At 63.1% G+C, this 13,218-nt stretch carries 18 protein-coding genes; 13 read left to right on the plus strand and 5 right to left on the minus strand.

Annotation, left to right across the window (positions count from 1 at the left end):
• Positions 1-2: 2 nt before the first annotated feature.
• Positions 3-287 (minus strand): YciI family protein, encoded by a 285-nt coding sequence (locus FEZ59_RS29360; RefSeq protein ID WP_019748182.1) that lies wholly within the window; start codon positions 285-287, stop codon positions 3-5.
• Positions 288-346: 59 nt separating this feature from the next.
• Positions 347-871: an amino-acid N-acetyltransferase gene (locus FEZ59_RS29365; protein WP_019748183.1), complete on the minus strand. Its 525-nt coding sequence runs from the start codon at positions 869-871 to the stop codon at positions 347-349.
• A 120-nt stretch (positions 872-991) separates the two neighbouring features.
• Here FEZ59_RS29365 and pgsA point away from each other — a divergent pair, with 120 nt between their 5' ends.
• The 5 genes from pgsA (at position 992) to FEZ59_RS29390 (ending at position 4,444) form a co-directional block, all read left to right on the plus strand.
• Complete coding sequence (pgsA, locus tag FEZ59_RS29370; RefSeq protein ID WP_172933550.1) at positions 992-1,633, plus strand: CDP-diacylglycerol--glycerol-3-phosphate 3-phosphatidyltransferase; 642 nt, start codon at positions 992-994, stop codon at positions 1,631-1,633.
• On the plus strand, positions 1,630-2,127 hold the full coding sequence (locus FEZ59_RS29375) for a CinA family protein (protein ID WP_019748185.1): 498 nt from the start codon (positions 1,630-1,632) through the stop codon (positions 2,125-2,127). Before pgsA ends, FEZ59_RS29375 begins: the two co-directional genes overlap by 4 nt.
• A gap of 90 nt (positions 2,128-2,217) precedes the next feature.
• Positions 2,218-2,598, plus strand: a complete 381-nt coding sequence (locus tag FEZ59_RS29380; protein ID WP_003942191.1) for a helix-turn-helix transcriptional regulator — start codon at positions 2,218-2,220, stop codon at positions 2,596-2,598.
• Between the two features lie 156 nt (positions 2,599-2,754).
• The gene (gene pspA, locus FEZ59_RS29385) at positions 2,755-3,567 is read left to right on the plus strand and encodes a phage shock protein PspA (protein ID WP_003942098.1); all 813 of its coding nucleotides are present in this window, start codon (positions 2,755-2,757) and stop codon (positions 3,565-3,567) included.
• Between the two features lie 31 nt (positions 3,568-3,598).
• Positions 3,599-4,444, plus strand: a complete 846-nt coding sequence (locus tag FEZ59_RS29390; RefSeq protein ID WP_020907518.1) for a hypothetical protein — start codon at positions 3,599-3,601, stop codon at positions 4,442-4,444.
• A gap of 38 nt (positions 4,445-4,482) precedes the next feature.
• Here the strand turns inward: FEZ59_RS29390 and FEZ59_RS29395 are convergent, their stop codons facing one another.
• Genes FEZ59_RS29395 through FEZ59_RS29405 form a run of 3 tightly spaced genes read right to left on the minus strand, consistent with a single transcriptional unit; the run spans position 4,483 to position 6,368 of the window.
• Positions 4,483-5,088 carry an energy-coupling factor transporter transmembrane component T gene (locus tag FEZ59_RS29395; RefSeq protein ID WP_019748187.1) on the minus strand — a complete coding sequence of 202 codons (606 nt, stop codon included), beginning with the start codon at positions 5,086-5,088 and terminating at the stop codon, positions 4,483-4,485.
• A complete protein-coding gene (locus tag FEZ59_RS29400; RefSeq protein ID WP_070797201.1) occupies positions 5,085-5,765 on the minus strand; it encodes an ABC transporter ATP-binding protein in 681 nt (226 codons plus the stop codon). Before FEZ59_RS29400 ends, FEZ59_RS29395 begins: the two co-directional genes overlap by 4 nt.
• A gap of 6 nt (positions 5,766-5,771) precedes the next feature.
• A complete protein-coding gene (locus FEZ59_RS29405) occupies positions 5,772-6,368 on the minus strand; it encodes a biotin transporter BioY (RefSeq protein WP_019748189.1) in 597 nt (198 codons plus the stop codon).
• A 237-nt stretch (positions 6,369-6,605) separates the two neighbouring features.
• Here FEZ59_RS29405 and FEZ59_RS29410 point away from each other — a divergent pair, with 237 nt between their 5' ends.
• From FEZ59_RS29410 to recX, 8 genes are all read left to right on the plus strand, one after another.
• The gene (locus FEZ59_RS29410) at positions 6,606-6,782 is read left to right on the plus strand and encodes a hypothetical protein (RefSeq protein WP_003942133.1); all 177 of its coding nucleotides are present in this window, start codon (positions 6,606-6,608) and stop codon (positions 6,780-6,782) included.
• A 17-nt stretch (positions 6,783-6,799) separates the two neighbouring features.
• On the plus strand, positions 6,800-7,513 hold the full coding sequence (locus FEZ59_RS29415) for a PIG-L deacetylase family protein (protein ID WP_019748191.1): 714 nt from the start codon (positions 6,800-6,802) through the stop codon (positions 7,511-7,513).
• A gap of 73 nt (positions 7,514-7,586) precedes the next feature.
• On the plus strand, positions 7,587-8,225 hold the full coding sequence (locus FEZ59_RS29420; protein WP_019748192.1) for a TetR/AcrR family transcriptional regulator: 639 nt from the start codon (positions 7,587-7,589) through the stop codon (positions 8,223-8,225).
• 2 nt (positions 8,226-8,227) lie between these two features.
• Complete coding sequence (locus FEZ59_RS29425; protein ID WP_172933551.1) at positions 8,228-9,778, plus strand: FAD-dependent oxidoreductase; 1,551 nt, start codon at positions 8,228-8,230, stop codon at positions 9,776-9,778.
• 12 nt (positions 9,779-9,790) lie between these two features.
• Complete coding sequence (locus tag FEZ59_RS29430) at positions 9,791-10,954, plus strand: nucleotide disphospho-sugar-binding domain-containing protein (protein ID WP_141487358.1); 1,164 nt, start codon at positions 9,791-9,793, stop codon at positions 10,952-10,954.
• A gap of 52 nt (positions 10,955-11,006) precedes the next feature.
• Positions 11,007-11,201: a DUF3046 domain-containing protein gene (locus tag FEZ59_RS29435; RefSeq protein WP_003942185.1), complete on the plus strand. Its 195-nt coding sequence runs from the start codon at positions 11,007-11,009 to the stop codon at positions 11,199-11,201.
• A gap of 305 nt (positions 11,202-11,506) precedes the next feature.
• Positions 11,507-12,544: a recombinase RecA gene (recA, locus tag FEZ59_RS29440; protein ID WP_007735170.1), complete on the plus strand. Its 1,038-nt coding sequence runs from the start codon at positions 11,507-11,509 to the stop codon at positions 12,542-12,544.
• An 8-nt stretch (positions 12,545-12,552) separates the two neighbouring features.
• Positions 12,553-13,131 (plus strand): recombination regulator RecX, encoded by a 579-nt coding sequence (gene recX / locus FEZ59_RS29445; protein ID WP_020907522.1) that lies wholly within the window; start codon positions 12,553-12,555, stop codon positions 13,129-13,131.
• Positions 13,132-13,218 lie beyond the last annotated feature (87 nt).

Here is a 13,218-nt window from a genome sequence, read left to right on the forward strand (position 1 = left end):
TCTCAGGCGCTGAACTGACCCAACACCGGAACCCACTCGGTGATCCGGACCTTCTCGATCAAATCGGCGATCGCGAACGGATCGTGGGTGAAGAGGAGTGAAACGGTGTCGGCGTCAGCGGCGTCGACGATGATCAGCGCGCCGTTTCCATCTGCAAACGGGCCAGATGACAGAACGATCGAGCGGGAAACCAGATCCGCGAGCCAGGCGCGGTGATCGCTGCGGACTTCGTCGCGCTGAGGGGTCTTCTCGGGTGCGTAGGTGTATTCGACGAGGAACAACGACATCGTGAACCGCTTTCGGAGGCTGGTGATCGAGACAGGTGTCTTTGAAGAGTCTGAACGGTTCAGAGAGTCAGGAGCATGCGAGTATTGCCGAGTGTGTTGGGTTTCACATAGCTCAGATCGAGGAACTCGGCGACGCCGGCGTCGTAGGACCGACACATTTCCGCATAGACCTCGGCGGTGACGGGAGTGCCGTCGATCTCCGCGAATCCGTGACGGTGGAAGAACTCGGTCTCGAACGTCAAAACGAACAACCGTTCCAACTCCAATTCCTTGGCGACCTCGATGAGTTTGTCGACGACGTGGAAACCTGCGCCCTGCCCTTTCGCAGTCGGATCGACTGCGACGGTGCGGATCTCACCCAGGTCCGCCCACAGCACATGCAGTGCGCCGCAAGCGATTACCTGGTCGCCCCGCTCGGCGACCCAGAACTCCTGGACTGCCTCGTACAGCGTCACGAGATTCTTCTCGAGGAGGATCTTGCCGGCGTAGATGTCGATCAGACGCTTGATTTCGGGGATGTCCGACGTTCGCGCGCGACGCACGATCAACTGGCTCTCGGTATAGGTCGGCGCGGTCGAAGTCATGTGGTGCACATTAGTCAATGGCCCTACCGATATTCTAAGTCGCGTGCCTGTCCGCCCCACGCAATTCCCGCGCCGCTCGGCTGTATCCCGGGTTCGGCTCACCGCCTGTGCGGTGATCCGATGAGTACCCCGCGCGATCAGACCGACGCCCATCGCGCCGCCGTCGGCCCGTCCGACGGCACACCTGTCGCGGACAACCCGGTTCCGTTGCTGAACATCGCGAACATTCTCACGATGGTCCGGATGGTTCTCGTTCCGGTGTTTATCGTTGTTCTGTTCGTCGACGGCGGACACTCGACGTGGTGGCGTCTCGGGGCGATGGGCGTGTTCATCGTCGCCGCGATCACGGATCGGATCGACGGCCAATTGGCTCGGAAGTACGGTCTGGTCACCGATTTCGGCAAACTCATGGACCCGATCGCGGACAAGGCGCTGATCGGAGCCGCGCTGATCGGGCTCTCGGTTCTCGGCGATCTGTCGTGGTGGGTGACCGGAGTGATCATCGCCAGGGAACTCGGAATCACGCTGCTGCGGTTCGCGGTTCTGCGGCACGCGGTCATCCCGGCGGGCAAGGGCGGCAAGCTCAAGACCCTCGTGCAGGCCGTTGCGATCGGGTTCTACCTCTGCCCGCTGCCGAGCAGTTGGGACATCGTCAGCGGGCTGCTGATGGCTGCTGCCGTCGTGCTGACGGTGGCGACGGGAATCGAATACATCGTGCAGGCGATCAGGCTTCGCGCCGGAGTTCGCGCAGTCGAGTCATGACCGATCCGCTGCTCGGACTCGGAGTTGTCGAACTTGTCGAGGCCCTCGGCGCCGCGAAGCAGACTGTCGCCGCCGCCGAATCTCTGACAGCAGGGTTGTTCACGGCTGCAGTCGCGTCGGTGCCGGGGTCGAGCGCGGTGTTGCGCGGGGGCCTGGTCGTGTACGCGACCGACCTGAAAGCAACACTGGCTGGTGTGGATCCAGGCCGCCTGGCAACGGACGGCCCCGTGTCCGAGAGCACGGCGGTGGCATTGGCGCTCGGTGCCCGGACGAAGTGCGGTGCGGACTGGGGTATCGGTCTGACCGGAGTCGCCGGTCCGAGTGAGCAGGACGGACACCCGGTCGGAACAGTGTTTCTCGGTATCGCCGGCCCTGACGGAACCGAATGCGAACCGCTCGCGCTCGGCGGCGAACGGTGGGAGATTCGGACAACCGCGGTCGCGACTGCCGTGTCGCGGTTGCGTGATCGTGTCGTAGAGCGTGCGGCACGATAGGCTCGGGAACCAATCGGATGTGTTCGGACGTTGACGATTGTGAAGACGTACGACCATGCACGATGAGGTCACGGATGAAGGAGGAGCGAGATGGCGCTGCTATTGCGTGAGGCAATCGGTGACAGTCTCCGGCGTACGCGCGTTTCGCAGAGCCGCACGCTACGTGAGGTGTCGAACAGCGCGCGTGTGAGCTTGGGCTATCTGTCCGAAGTGGAACGTGGACGTAAGGAAGCATCGAGCGAATTGTTGGCGGCGATCTGTGATGCGCTCGCAGTCCCACTGTCCGACGTGCTGGTCGACGTGAGCGAGACCCTGGCCACGAAGAAGAGCGCTCCGGTAGCTGGTCGGCAGGTTGCCGAACCTGCCGTGTCGGCTTCCGGCTCTGTCTCGGCTTCCGGTTCGCCGACTATCGCACGCGACACCCGCGTCGTGATTCCGGCACCGAACGCTCGAAGGTTGGCGGCGGCGTAGCCACTACCGGCCGTAACCGATAGATTTTGTACGTAACCGCCGGTTTCCAGCAGGTGGGGTCAGAGCAGATAGGGCGCAGCCCTTGTTTCGGTGCGCGACGGTCGCGCTCCGGGTCGCGTTCGGCGCGGCGCATCAGATGGAGGCAGGATCAAACCAATGGCTAATCCTTTCGTCAAGGGCTGGAAGTACCTGATGGCGCTCTTCAATTCGAAGATCGATGAGAAGGCAGATCCAAAGGTTCAGATTCAGCAGGCGATCGAGGACGCACAGCGCCAGCATCAGGCGTTGTCCCAGCAGGCTGCGTCGGTGATCGGTAATCAGCGTCAACTCGAGATGAAGCTCAGCCGTCAACTCGACGAGGTCGAAAAGCTCAACGCCAACGCGCGCCAGGCAGTCAACCTCGCCGATCAGGCCGCTGCTGCCGGCGACAACGACAAGGCGATTCAGTACACCAACGCTGCAGAAGCTTTTGCGGCCCAGTTGGTGACGGCCGAGCAGGGCGTCGAGGATCTGAAGGCACTGCACGACCAGTCCTTGCAGGCAGCCGCTCAGGCCAAGAAGGCCGTCGAGCAGAACGCGATGACTCTGCAGGCAAAGGTTGCCGAGCGCACCAAGCTGCTCAGCCAGCTCGAGCAGGCCAAGATGCAGGAGCGCGTGAGCGAGTCCCTTCGTTCCATGGACAGCACGCTGTCGGCTCCGGGCAACACACCCAGCCTCGATGCTGTGCGCGACAAGATCGAACGTCGCTACGCTGACGCACTCGGCTCGGCCGAGCTCGCCCAGAACTCCGTTCAGGGCCGCATGATGGAGGTCCAGCAGGCCTCGGTCCAGATGGCAGGGCACAGTCGCCTCGAGCAGATTCGTGCATCCATGAAGGGCGAGGCGCTGCCGTCCGGCGGCGCAGCAGCCACTCCCGCGACTCCGTCCGTCGAGAAGCAGCCCCCGGCTGCCGGTCAGACCGGGCAGTAGCCGAATCCTCGATGTCGGCAGTGATGCTCTGATGTTTTCTTCACGAGACGGTCGATCTGGGCGTGAGCCCCGGTCGGCCGTTCCCGTTTCCGTATCCGGCGCTTTCGGAGCCTTGGGACGCACCGCGGATACATTGCGCGAGGTCGGGCTTTCGGCGGCGGATGCCGCTCGGCGATGGCAGGACCCGCGGGCCAAGTTCGAGCGCAAGCGTGCCCGTGCGCGCCGACGCGCTCAGCGTTGGGGTTTCATGTCCGGGGGATCCGTGGTCGGCACGGCCGGCCTCGCCGTCGCGTCGGCTCCAGAGTGGTCGGTGGTCGTGGCAGGCGGGGGAGCGGCACTGTTCGCGGTTCCCGCCGTGATCGCGGTCGGCCGCTACCGTTCGATGAGTTCCGGCCCACCGCCGTCAGCGCCGATTCGCCGGCGGTTGCCACCGTCGTCGTCTCGCGCGTTCATCCCGATGTCGCGCCTCATCGGCGCCGAGACTTCGCTGTTCGAGATCTTGAGTGTGCTCAGACGCGCCGACACCATCGACCCCGGTGAGTTGGACGAAATCACTGTTACCGCCGATTCGGCACTGAGAGCGATGTTCGCGGTGTCTTCGGATGTCGTCGCGATGGAACGCGCCGTGGCCGCGACGCCGAAGGTAACCGAACCTCTTGATCCCACCATCGACGGCGCAGTCCGTGAGTTGCAGTCGGGGTTGGATCAGTACGAGGATCTGGTGACTTCGGCAGCTGCTCTGACAGCGCCTCACAGCCCGTCGGCGCTCGTGGGATTCAACCGAGAGCTTTCGGCGCTGCACGCGGCCGCCGAGCGGCTCTCGGCGCTTGCCGACGCCATCGGCGAGGTGGACGACATCACCCGCAAGTACAACTGATCGGCCCTCGCGCCGATCAATGCTCCCTGTTCGACATCTCAGTCGTCGGCGCCGCGTGCCGCCAATGCTTCGCCCATTGCGTCCGCGGTCATCAGGGTGCCGACGATGACCGGCACTGCGAAGGATCGCAGCGAGAATCCGAGCCCTCGCGCCTTGCGTGCCTCGGACACCTGTGTGATGACCTCGAACATCAGCGGGATACACCGGATCGTCATTGCGAGGAGCAAGGCGATCCGTTCGGGATTGACGCCGAAGCGTCGCAAGGGTGTCAGAAATCTGGTGATCGCGTCGAGCATCTCGGAGATCCGTGTGGTCAGACCCATGATCGCCGCGAAGGCGATCGAAATGATCAGAACCCCGCAAACGACGGCCGCTCGCTGCCATCCCGCGACTACCAGCTGGAACGCCCCGATGAAGAGCAACATCCACAGCGCTGGACGCAGCTGCCGGATTGCAGTCATCGGAGGAATGCGCGCAATCGCGTACAGGGCCACAACGACGATCGTGGGAGCTGCCAGTTGCCACGGCTCACGCACGAAGATCGAGACGGCGAGGATGGCCACGACCAAGGCGAAGAGCTTGATCCCCGTCGGCATCCGGTGCAGGAGTGAGCAGCCCGGTCTGTAGACGCCGAGAGTGGTCACGAGACCAACGACCGGTAGTGATCGATGGAGTCGGCGGGGGAGCCGTCAGCGACGACGCGGCCTTGGTCGACGACCAACACCCGTTCGAAGGATTCGAGGAGATCGAGTTGGTGGGTCACGACGATAAGTTGCTGATCGAGTGACTCGAATACCGAACTGATCAGCCGAGAGTTGCGAAGGTCGAGGAGCGTGGTGGGTTCGTCGGCGACGAGTACGTTCGGTTCCGTCACCATGATGGCCGCGAGCGCGAGGAGCTGTTTCTGCCCGCCGGAAAGCTGGTGTGTGGGATGGTCGGCGTGCCCGGCGAGGCCGTAGCGTTCGAGCACCGAGGCCACCTTTGCGGCGCGCTCGGCTTTGCCCAATCCGCTACGGCGGAGCGAGAATTCGATGTCCTCGGCAACCGTCGGCATCACGATCTGGTGGTTGGGATCGGTGAAGACGAATCCGACCTGCTTGCGTACGTCGCGGCCCTTCTTCGCCGTGTCCAAGCCGTTGACGTGGACGCGTCCTTCCGTTGGAACGACCAGTCCGTTGATCATGCGAGCGAGGGTCGACTTGCCGCTTCCGTTCGCACCCACGATTCCGATTCGCTGCTCGCTCAGTCGCAGATTTATCTGCTGCAGGACCGTTCGTTCACCGAAGCTGTGTCCGACGTTCTCGAAGACGATCTCACTCATCGGAGATTAATTCGCCACCACGGTCTTGTTCGACGAGATCACCGAGTCGCGCAGTAGTGCCGGGTATGCCCGATGGACCTGGGACGCGACCAACGCGGTGACGACCGCTTTTGCGGCGTCGAGAGGAATGAAGGCGGCGTTGGCCGACCATGCGGCAACGAAGCTCATGTGTCCGCGGACCATCATTCCGACGATGCCGAACGCGTAGAGAATGACGACGCCGCCGAGAAGGTTGATGCCGATGCCCGCGATGATCCGGTACTTGGGCAGCATCTTGGCAGTCAGCCATCCGATGACAAACGCCGTCGGGATCCAACCGATGAGGAATCCGGCCGTCGGGCTGGAGAGGGACACGAGTGCGGTGCGACCGCCGGCAAGGACCGGTAGCCCGACCAATCCCAGGGCAATGACCGTCAGGACGGCGAGAACACCCTTGCGCGGTCCGAGTAGAGCGCCGGCCATCATGACGCCCATGGACTGAAGTGTGATCGGTACACCGGAGATGCCGATGTTGATCGACCCGGGGAGGCCCAGCGCGATGATGAGTGCGGCGAAGACGGCTACATGCGCGAGATCGCGAGCGGGGAAACGGGTCGTAGACACTGCGGACGTGCTCCTTCGGCATACGGGATCGAACTTCGCGAGTTTACGCCAGGAGCAAGCTCCGATGGGTTGGACACCTGACCTGCGTGAGGGCCGGTCTCGGGGTGAACCCTGATCTTTACCTGAACTTGCCGCTGAGCTGCTGCTTTGTCACGCCAGACCTGTCAGGCTGGTTCTACGGACGACGCAGCACCTGTCCGATTCGACTGATTATTCAACGGCACGTTGGAGGCAAGCATGTTTTGGAAGATCGTTTTGGCCGTCGTACTGGTGTGGGTCGCACTCGCGGTGGTCGGTGCGCTGATCAAGGGGCTTTTCTGGGTTCTGGTGGTCGGCGCTGTCGGCTTCGGAATCTATTTCCTGGTGAAGGCGATGTCGGGAAGTGACGACAATTCGCCCGCTTCGCGGTTCTGACGGGCAAGATCTGCCCTATGGAAAACTTCCCCGAGGACTGGCAGCGCGCGATTGTCATCGTGGCGCATCCCGATGACATCGAATACGGCGCAGCCGCAGCAGTGGCGCAGTGGACCGATCGCGGCAAAGACGTGCGATATGTCCTGGCCACGCGCGGCGAGGCCGGAATTGCCGGTCTGTCGCCCGAGGAGTCCGGCCCGGTCCGCGAGGAAGAAGAGCGTCGCTCGGCCGCGATCGTCGGTGTCAGTGAGGTGGAGTTCCTCGGCCTGCCCGACGGTCGTCTCGTGGAAGGCTTGGAGTTGCGCTCGACTCTCGCCGCAGCAATTCGTCGTCACCGCCCGGAATTGGTGGTGACGATGAACTTCTCCCATACCTGGGGACCTGGCTACCTCAACAGCGCGGATCACCGAGCGCTCGGGATCAGCGTCCTGGACGCGACCGCTGATGCGGCGAACGAATGGATCTTTCCGTCATTGACGGCGCAGGGACTGGCGCCGTGGTCCGGCGTTCGGTGGGTTGCGGTCAACACGATGACTCCTACGCACTGCGTCGACGTGACGTCGACGGTCGATCGCGCCGTGGATTCGCTCGCGGAACATGCGCGATATCTGGCGGCGTTGAGTTCCACGCCGATCCGGGAACAGGCGCGCGCACAGATCGACATGGTCAGCGGACCGAAGCCTGGATTCGACGCCGAGCGCGCAGTTGGTTTCGAGTTGTACTATTTCTGATGATCTCTGAGCGAGAGAACTCGCAAGTCCCGACGGGATTACCGGTGACTTGTCCGGTATTGTGTTACACACGATGGTAATCCGTAACGCAGATGGCCCAATTGTCCCTCGCAAGGCAGACGGTCAGCGCATCCCCAGCCGCGAGATCGACGACGTGATTCTCGACGCAGCAAGGTCGTGTGTCCTCGATTTCGGAATGCAGCGAACCACACTGGCGGAGATCTCGCGTCGCGCCGGCGTGAGCCGGCCGACCGTCTACCGGCGATGGCCGGACACGCGAGCCGTCGTCGCGGATCTGCTCACTCGGGAGATTCGATCGGTGCTGCCCGAGGTGACCTTCACCGGGTCTGCGGCCACATTGCTCGTGGAAGCGATCGGGGACGTCGTCGGCCAGATTCGCGACCATCCGCTCTTCGTGAAGATTCGGCACGCTGATCAAGAGTTGCTCACCACCTACATCGTGGACCGACTCGGCGCGAGCCAGAAGTCGATTCTCGAACTGATCACTTCCGTCGTCGCTGCCGGTCAACAAGACGGTTCGATTCGCGAGGGAAGCGTCAACGAGATTGCGGCGATGGTTCTACTGATGGCTCAGTCCGTCGTCATCTCCGCACCGACTCTCGAGCCGGAACTTTCCGCCGACGCGTCGGTCGAGCAACTCAGACATGCGGTCGCTGCGTATCTGGCACCTGCAAAGAATTCGGGAGAATAGCTGTGGACCCTCGAGATTCAGCAGGCAGTGATTCAGCAGGCGGCGATTCAGCTCTCAATGCACAGCGGCGTACTCGTGAGCTCGAGCAGTTGGCGAACGGCGATTCGGTTGACGTCCTGGTCATCGGCGGCGGAATCACCGGTGTCGGTGTCGCTCTCGACGCCGTGACTCGTGGGCTCAGTGTTGCGCTGGTCGAAAAGCACGACCTCGCGTTCGGCACCAGCCGCTGGAGTTCGAAGCTGGCACACGGCGGCCTTCGGTACCTGGCTTCCGGCAATGTCGGTATAGCGCGTGAAAGTGCGGTCGAGCGCGGCATTCTCATGACGCGCACCGCGCCGCACCTCGTTCGCGCCATGCCTCAACTCGTACCGCTGTTGCCCGAAACGTCGTTCTTCGGGAAGGCCCTGGTGCGTACCGGTTTCCTGGCCGGTGACGCTCTGCGCATGTCGGCGCGAACCCCGGCTTCGGTTTTACCCAGATCACGGACGGTCAGCGCTGCGCGGGCGCGCGAATTGGCTCCCGCGGTCAAGCAGGAGAACCTACGAGGCGCCTTGACCGCGTTCGACGGGCAGCTCATCGACGACGCCCGGCTCGTCGTCGGCATCGCCCGAACCGCAGCGTCCTACGGCGCGCGAATCCTGACCCGCGTCGGTGCATACGACGTATCCGGAACGTCGGCCACCTTGCGCGACGAGTTGACCGGGTCCGAGTTCTTGATGCGTGCCCGCGTCGTGGTCAATGCGACCGGTGTCTGGGCTGATCAGGTCGACTCCAGCATCACCCTGCGCCCCAGCCGCGGGACGCACCTGGTGCTCGATGCAGCGCGATTGGGGAACCCCACGGCAGCACTGACCGTGCCGATTCCCGGCGAGACCAACCGTTTCGTCTTCGCGCTGCCCGCGCAGCTCGGCCGGATCTACCTCGGGTTGACCGACGAAGCAGCGCCGGGACCGGTGCCCGACGTACCGACGGCGTCCGAGGACGAGATCGACTTCCTGCTCGACACCGTGAACACGGCGTTGGAAGTTCCGCTGACCCGTGAGGACGTCTTGGGGACCTTCGCGGGTCTGCGTCCGCTGCTGGACACCGGTGACGGCTCGACGGCCGACCTCTCGCGCAATCACGCTGTAGTCCGTTCGGACTCGGGCTTGGTCACGGTGGTGGGCGGAAAACTCACGACGTACCGCAAGATGGCCGAAGACGCCGTCGACGCCGCGGTCGAGGTCGGATCGCTGAGCGCCGGGGCGTGTCGGACACGCGCGTTGCCGCTGGTAGGCGCTGCATCACCGGTGGAATTGAAAAAGATCAAGGCACCGGCGTCGTTGGTGGCGCGATACGGCACAGAGGCCGAGGTCGTGGCCGCGGCGAGCAGCGATCGACTCCGATCGGTTGCGGACTTGGAGATCTGCGGCGCCGAGTTCGATTTCGCGGTATCGCATGAAGGCGCACTCGACGTCGACGACGTCCTTGATCGCAGGACGAGAATCGGATTGGTGGCTTCGGATCGCGAACGCGCACTGGGTGCGGCGGAACAGGCCTTTCACTCGGTGTGACACTCTGATCCGGTGCGTGTAGCCGTTGTTGCCGGGCCGGACCCGGGTCATGCTTTTCCCGCAATAGCGTTGTCGCTGGCGTTGATCCAGGCCGGCGACGACCCGATTCTGTACACGGGGACCCGGTGGGTCGAGGCAGCGCGAGCGGCCGGCGTGGAAGCCGAGCCTCTCAAGGGCTTGGCCCCGCGGCCGGGAGACGACGATCTTGATGCAGGCGCTCGGATTCATTCGCGCGCCGCCTATATTTCCACCGAACTGCTTCCCGACCTGAAATCCGTCTCCCCGGATCTCGTCGTCTCCGACATCCTCACTGCCGGAGGCGGATTGGCCGCCGAACGGCTCGGCGTCCCCTGGGTGGAACTTTCGCCTCACCCGCTGTACTCACCGTCGCGGGGGTTACCGCCGATCGGCAGTGGGCTCGCGCCCGGCATCGGAATTCGTGGTCGACTTCGCGACACCCTGATGCGCGCCGCAACAGGACGTTCGATCAAGCAAGGGTTGGCCCAGCGCTCCCAGGCCCGTGTCGGCATCGGGCTACCCGCCCTGGATCCAGGCCCGCATGCTCGCCTCATCGCAACACTTCCAGCACTGGAAGTGCCGCGCCCCGACTGGCCGGAGCATGCACACGTCGTCGGCCCGCTTCTGTGGGAGCCGACCGAGGTGATTCTGGACCCACCGCCAGGTGACGAACCGCTGGTCATGGTGGCGCCGTCCACGGCGCACACCGGCGCAGTGGGAATGTTCGAGGGCACGGTCGAAGGACTCGGCGGCGCCGGTGTGCGGCTGATCGCGTCGATGCTCGACGGAGCCGAAGGCGAGCATCCCGATTGGGTTCGTGCAGGTCTCGGACGCCAGGACGCGATGCTGCGTGACGCGTCGGTGTTGGTGTGCGGCGGCGGGCACGGCATGTTGGCGAAGGCCTTGCTGGCCGGCGTGCCGACGGTCGTCGTTCCCGGGGGTGGGGACCAGTGGGAGTTGGCCAATCGCGCTGCGCGGGCAGGGACGTCGGTGATCGTGCGGCCCGCAGATGCCCGCTCGATTCGCGATGCCGTACTGCAGGTGCTCTCCGACAAACGATTCGCGGAAGCTGCGATGTCCGCTGCTGCGACTGCGTCGCAGGTCACCGATCCGGTGGCGGTGTGCCGACAGGTGGTCAACGGCGGTGTGACGGCGTGAGCATGTTGCGCCTGAATGCAGGTGCACCGTTCTGTGGACTACGGTGGCGGCTGTGCGGTTGACCGAATTTCATGAAATGGTGCGCGAAGAGTTCGGGCAGGTACGAGGCGACTCGATGCTGATCGACCATGTACTCCAGAGTCTCGACGGAATGACTGCTGCGGAGGCCGTCGAAGCAGGTTGGGAGCCTCGCGAAGTGTGGCGTGCGCTCTGTGTGGAGTTCGACGTACCGCCCGCCCGCCGCTGATTTTTTCGGCGTGTCGAACGTCTCCCATCTTCTGTTCGAACACGTGTTCGTCTATGCTGAAGCTGTTCGGTGGTGACGCTCCTTTCGTAACTGCGAACTTTCGGTTATCGACAAGCACGGTTATCGACAAGCACAGTGATCGACAAGCACAGTGATCGACAAGCGCGAAAGCAAGATCGAAAAGTCTGTCGGTGGCCGGATCTACTCTGATCGCAACACACCAACAGGGTCGGCTCAGGCAGGCGCTGAAGAGACGGAGTCTGCTCAGGCAGGCACTGAAGACTGAAACAAGGATGGGGATCACGATGGCACCACAGGCACCTGATCGGGACAAGGCACTCGACCTCGCGTTGGCGCAGATCGACAAGAACTTCGGCAAGGGTTCGGTGATGCGCCTGGGCGAGGGTGTTCGTCAGCCCATCGCCGTCATTCCCACCGGTTCCATCGCGCTCGACGTCGCGCTGGGTATCGGCGGACTGCCGCGTGGCCGCGTCATCGAGATCTACGGCCCGGAATCTTCGGGTAAGACCACCGTGGCACTGCACGCAGTTGCCAATGCTCAGGCCAACGGCGGCATCGCGGCGTTCATCGACGCGGAGCACGCACTCGATCCCGACTATGCAGCCAAGCTGGGCGTCGACACCGATGCACTCCTGGTCTCGCAGCCCGATACGGGTGAGCAGGCCCTCGAAATCACCGACATGTTGATCCGTTCGGGCGCCCTCGACATCGTCGTGATCGACTCCGTGGCCGCTCTTGTTCCTCGCGCCGAGATCGAAGGCGAGATGGGTGACAGCCACGTCGGTTTGCAGGCTCGACTGATGAGCCAGGCACTGCGCAAGATCACCGGTGCCATGAACAACTCGGGCACCACCGTCATCTTCATCAACCAGCTTCGCGAGAAGATCGGCGTGATGTTCGGTTCTCCCGAAACCACCACCGGTGGTAAGGCACTGAAGTTCTACGCTTCGGTCCGCCTCGACATCCGTCGTATCGAAACTCTCAAGGACGGTACCGACGCAGTCGGTAACCGCACCCGAGTCAAGGTCGTCAAGAACAAGGTCGCGCCGCCGTTCAAGCAGGCCGAGTTCGATATTCTCTACGGCCAGGGCATCAGCAAGGAAGGCTCGCTCATCGATATGGGTGTCGAGCACGGGTTCATCCGCAAGTCCGGCTCCTGGTACACCTACGAAGGTGACCAGTTGGGTCAGGGCAAGGAAAATGCTCGTAAGTTCTTGCTGGAGAACACCGATATCCGTGACGAGATCGAGAAGAAGATCAAGGAAAAGCTCGGTATCGGTGCTGACGTCACTGCAACCGACGAAGCTCCCGCCGACTTCTGAGTTCAGTCATGAGCTTCGACGACGGTGACAACGGCGAGAATGCTCGTGAAGAGTACGGCGCTCCTCGGCGTCGATCCCGTCAACGATCCGAGAAGCCGTCGCAACGCGCAGAAGGCGGGACAGAGGCGCAGGCCAAAGATGCTTGCCTGCGCCTCCTGACCGACCGGGCGCGCAGCCGCTCCGAACTGGAAACCAAGCTGAGCGGACGCGGCTTCGAACCCGAGATCATTACCAAGGTCCTCGATCGACTCCAGGAAATCGGGTTGATCGACGACGCGGACTTCGCGAACCAATGGGTTCATTCGCGGCATACGTACTCGGGCAAGGGAAAGCGTGCACTTGCAGTCGAGTTGCGGCTCAAAGGAATCGACCAGGACGTCGCTTCCGAAGCGTTGTCGCAGATCGATCCGGAAGATGAGCGCGAGCGAGCAGCGGAGCTGGTTCGGCGGAAGCTGAAGAACAAGCCCGTCGATGATCGTGACAAGGTCACGCGTCGACTGGTCTCGATGCTGGCACGCAAGGGATATTCAGCTGGGATGTCGTACGAGGTGGTCAAAGCCGAGATGGCGGCGGTCACCGACTCGTAGCGAAGTGCAGCATTCAGAGCAACAGGGCGGGGGTACCACCGAAATTCGGTGGTACCCCCGCCCTGTTGTGTATTCGCGCTAACGCGG

This window comes from Rhodococcus sp. MS13, assembly GCF_013277835.1.
Classification (GTDB): domain Bacteria; phylum Actinomycetota; class Actinomycetes; order Mycobacteriales; family Mycobacteriaceae; genus Rhodococcus_F; species Rhodococcus_F erythropolis.

Coding starts and splice junctions, on each gene's coding strand:
- FEZ59_RS29360 (WP_019748182.1), bottom strand. CDS start 287: ATGTCGTTGTTCCTCGTCGAATACACCTACGCACCCGAGAAGACCCCT.
- FEZ59_RS29365 (WP_019748183.1), bottom strand. CDS start 871: ATGACTTCGACCGCGCCGACCTATACCGAGAGCCAGTTGATCGTGCGT.
- pgsA (WP_172933550.1), top strand. CDS start 992: ATGAGTACCCCGCGCGATCAGACCGACGCCCATCGCGCCGCCGTCGGC.
- FEZ59_RS29375 (WP_019748185.1), top strand. CDS start 1,630: ATGACCGATCCGCTGCTCGGACTCGGAGTTGTCGAACTTGTCGAGGCC.
- FEZ59_RS29380 (WP_003942191.1), top strand. CDS start 2,218: ATGGCGCTGCTATTGCGTGAGGCAATCGGTGACAGTCTCCGGCGTACG.
- pspA (WP_003942098.1), top strand. CDS start 2,755: ATGGCTAATCCTTTCGTCAAGGGCTGGAAGTACCTGATGGCGCTCTTC.
- FEZ59_RS29390 (WP_020907518.1), top strand. CDS start 3,599: ATGTTTTCTTCACGAGACGGTCGATCTGGGCGTGAGCCCCGGTCGGCC.
- FEZ59_RS29400 (WP_070797201.1), bottom strand. CDS start 5,765: ATGAGTGAGATCGTCTTCGAGAACGTCGGACACAGCTTCGGTGAACGA.
- FEZ59_RS29410 (WP_003942133.1), top strand. CDS start 6,606: ATGTTTTGGAAGATCGTTTTGGCCGTCGTACTGGTGTGGGTCGCACTC.
- FEZ59_RS29415 (WP_019748191.1), top strand. CDS start 6,800: ATGGAAAACTTCCCCGAGGACTGGCAGCGCGCGATTGTCATCGTGGCG.
- FEZ59_RS29420 (WP_019748192.1), top strand. CDS start 7,587: ATGGTAATCCGTAACGCAGATGGCCCAATTGTCCCTCGCAAGGCAGAC.
- recA (WP_007735170.1), top strand. CDS start 11,507: ATGGCACCACAGGCACCTGATCGGGACAAGGCACTCGACCTCGCGTTG.
- recX (WP_020907522.1), top strand. CDS start 12,553: ATGAGCTTCGACGACGGTGACAACGGCGAGAATGCTCGTGAAGAGTAC.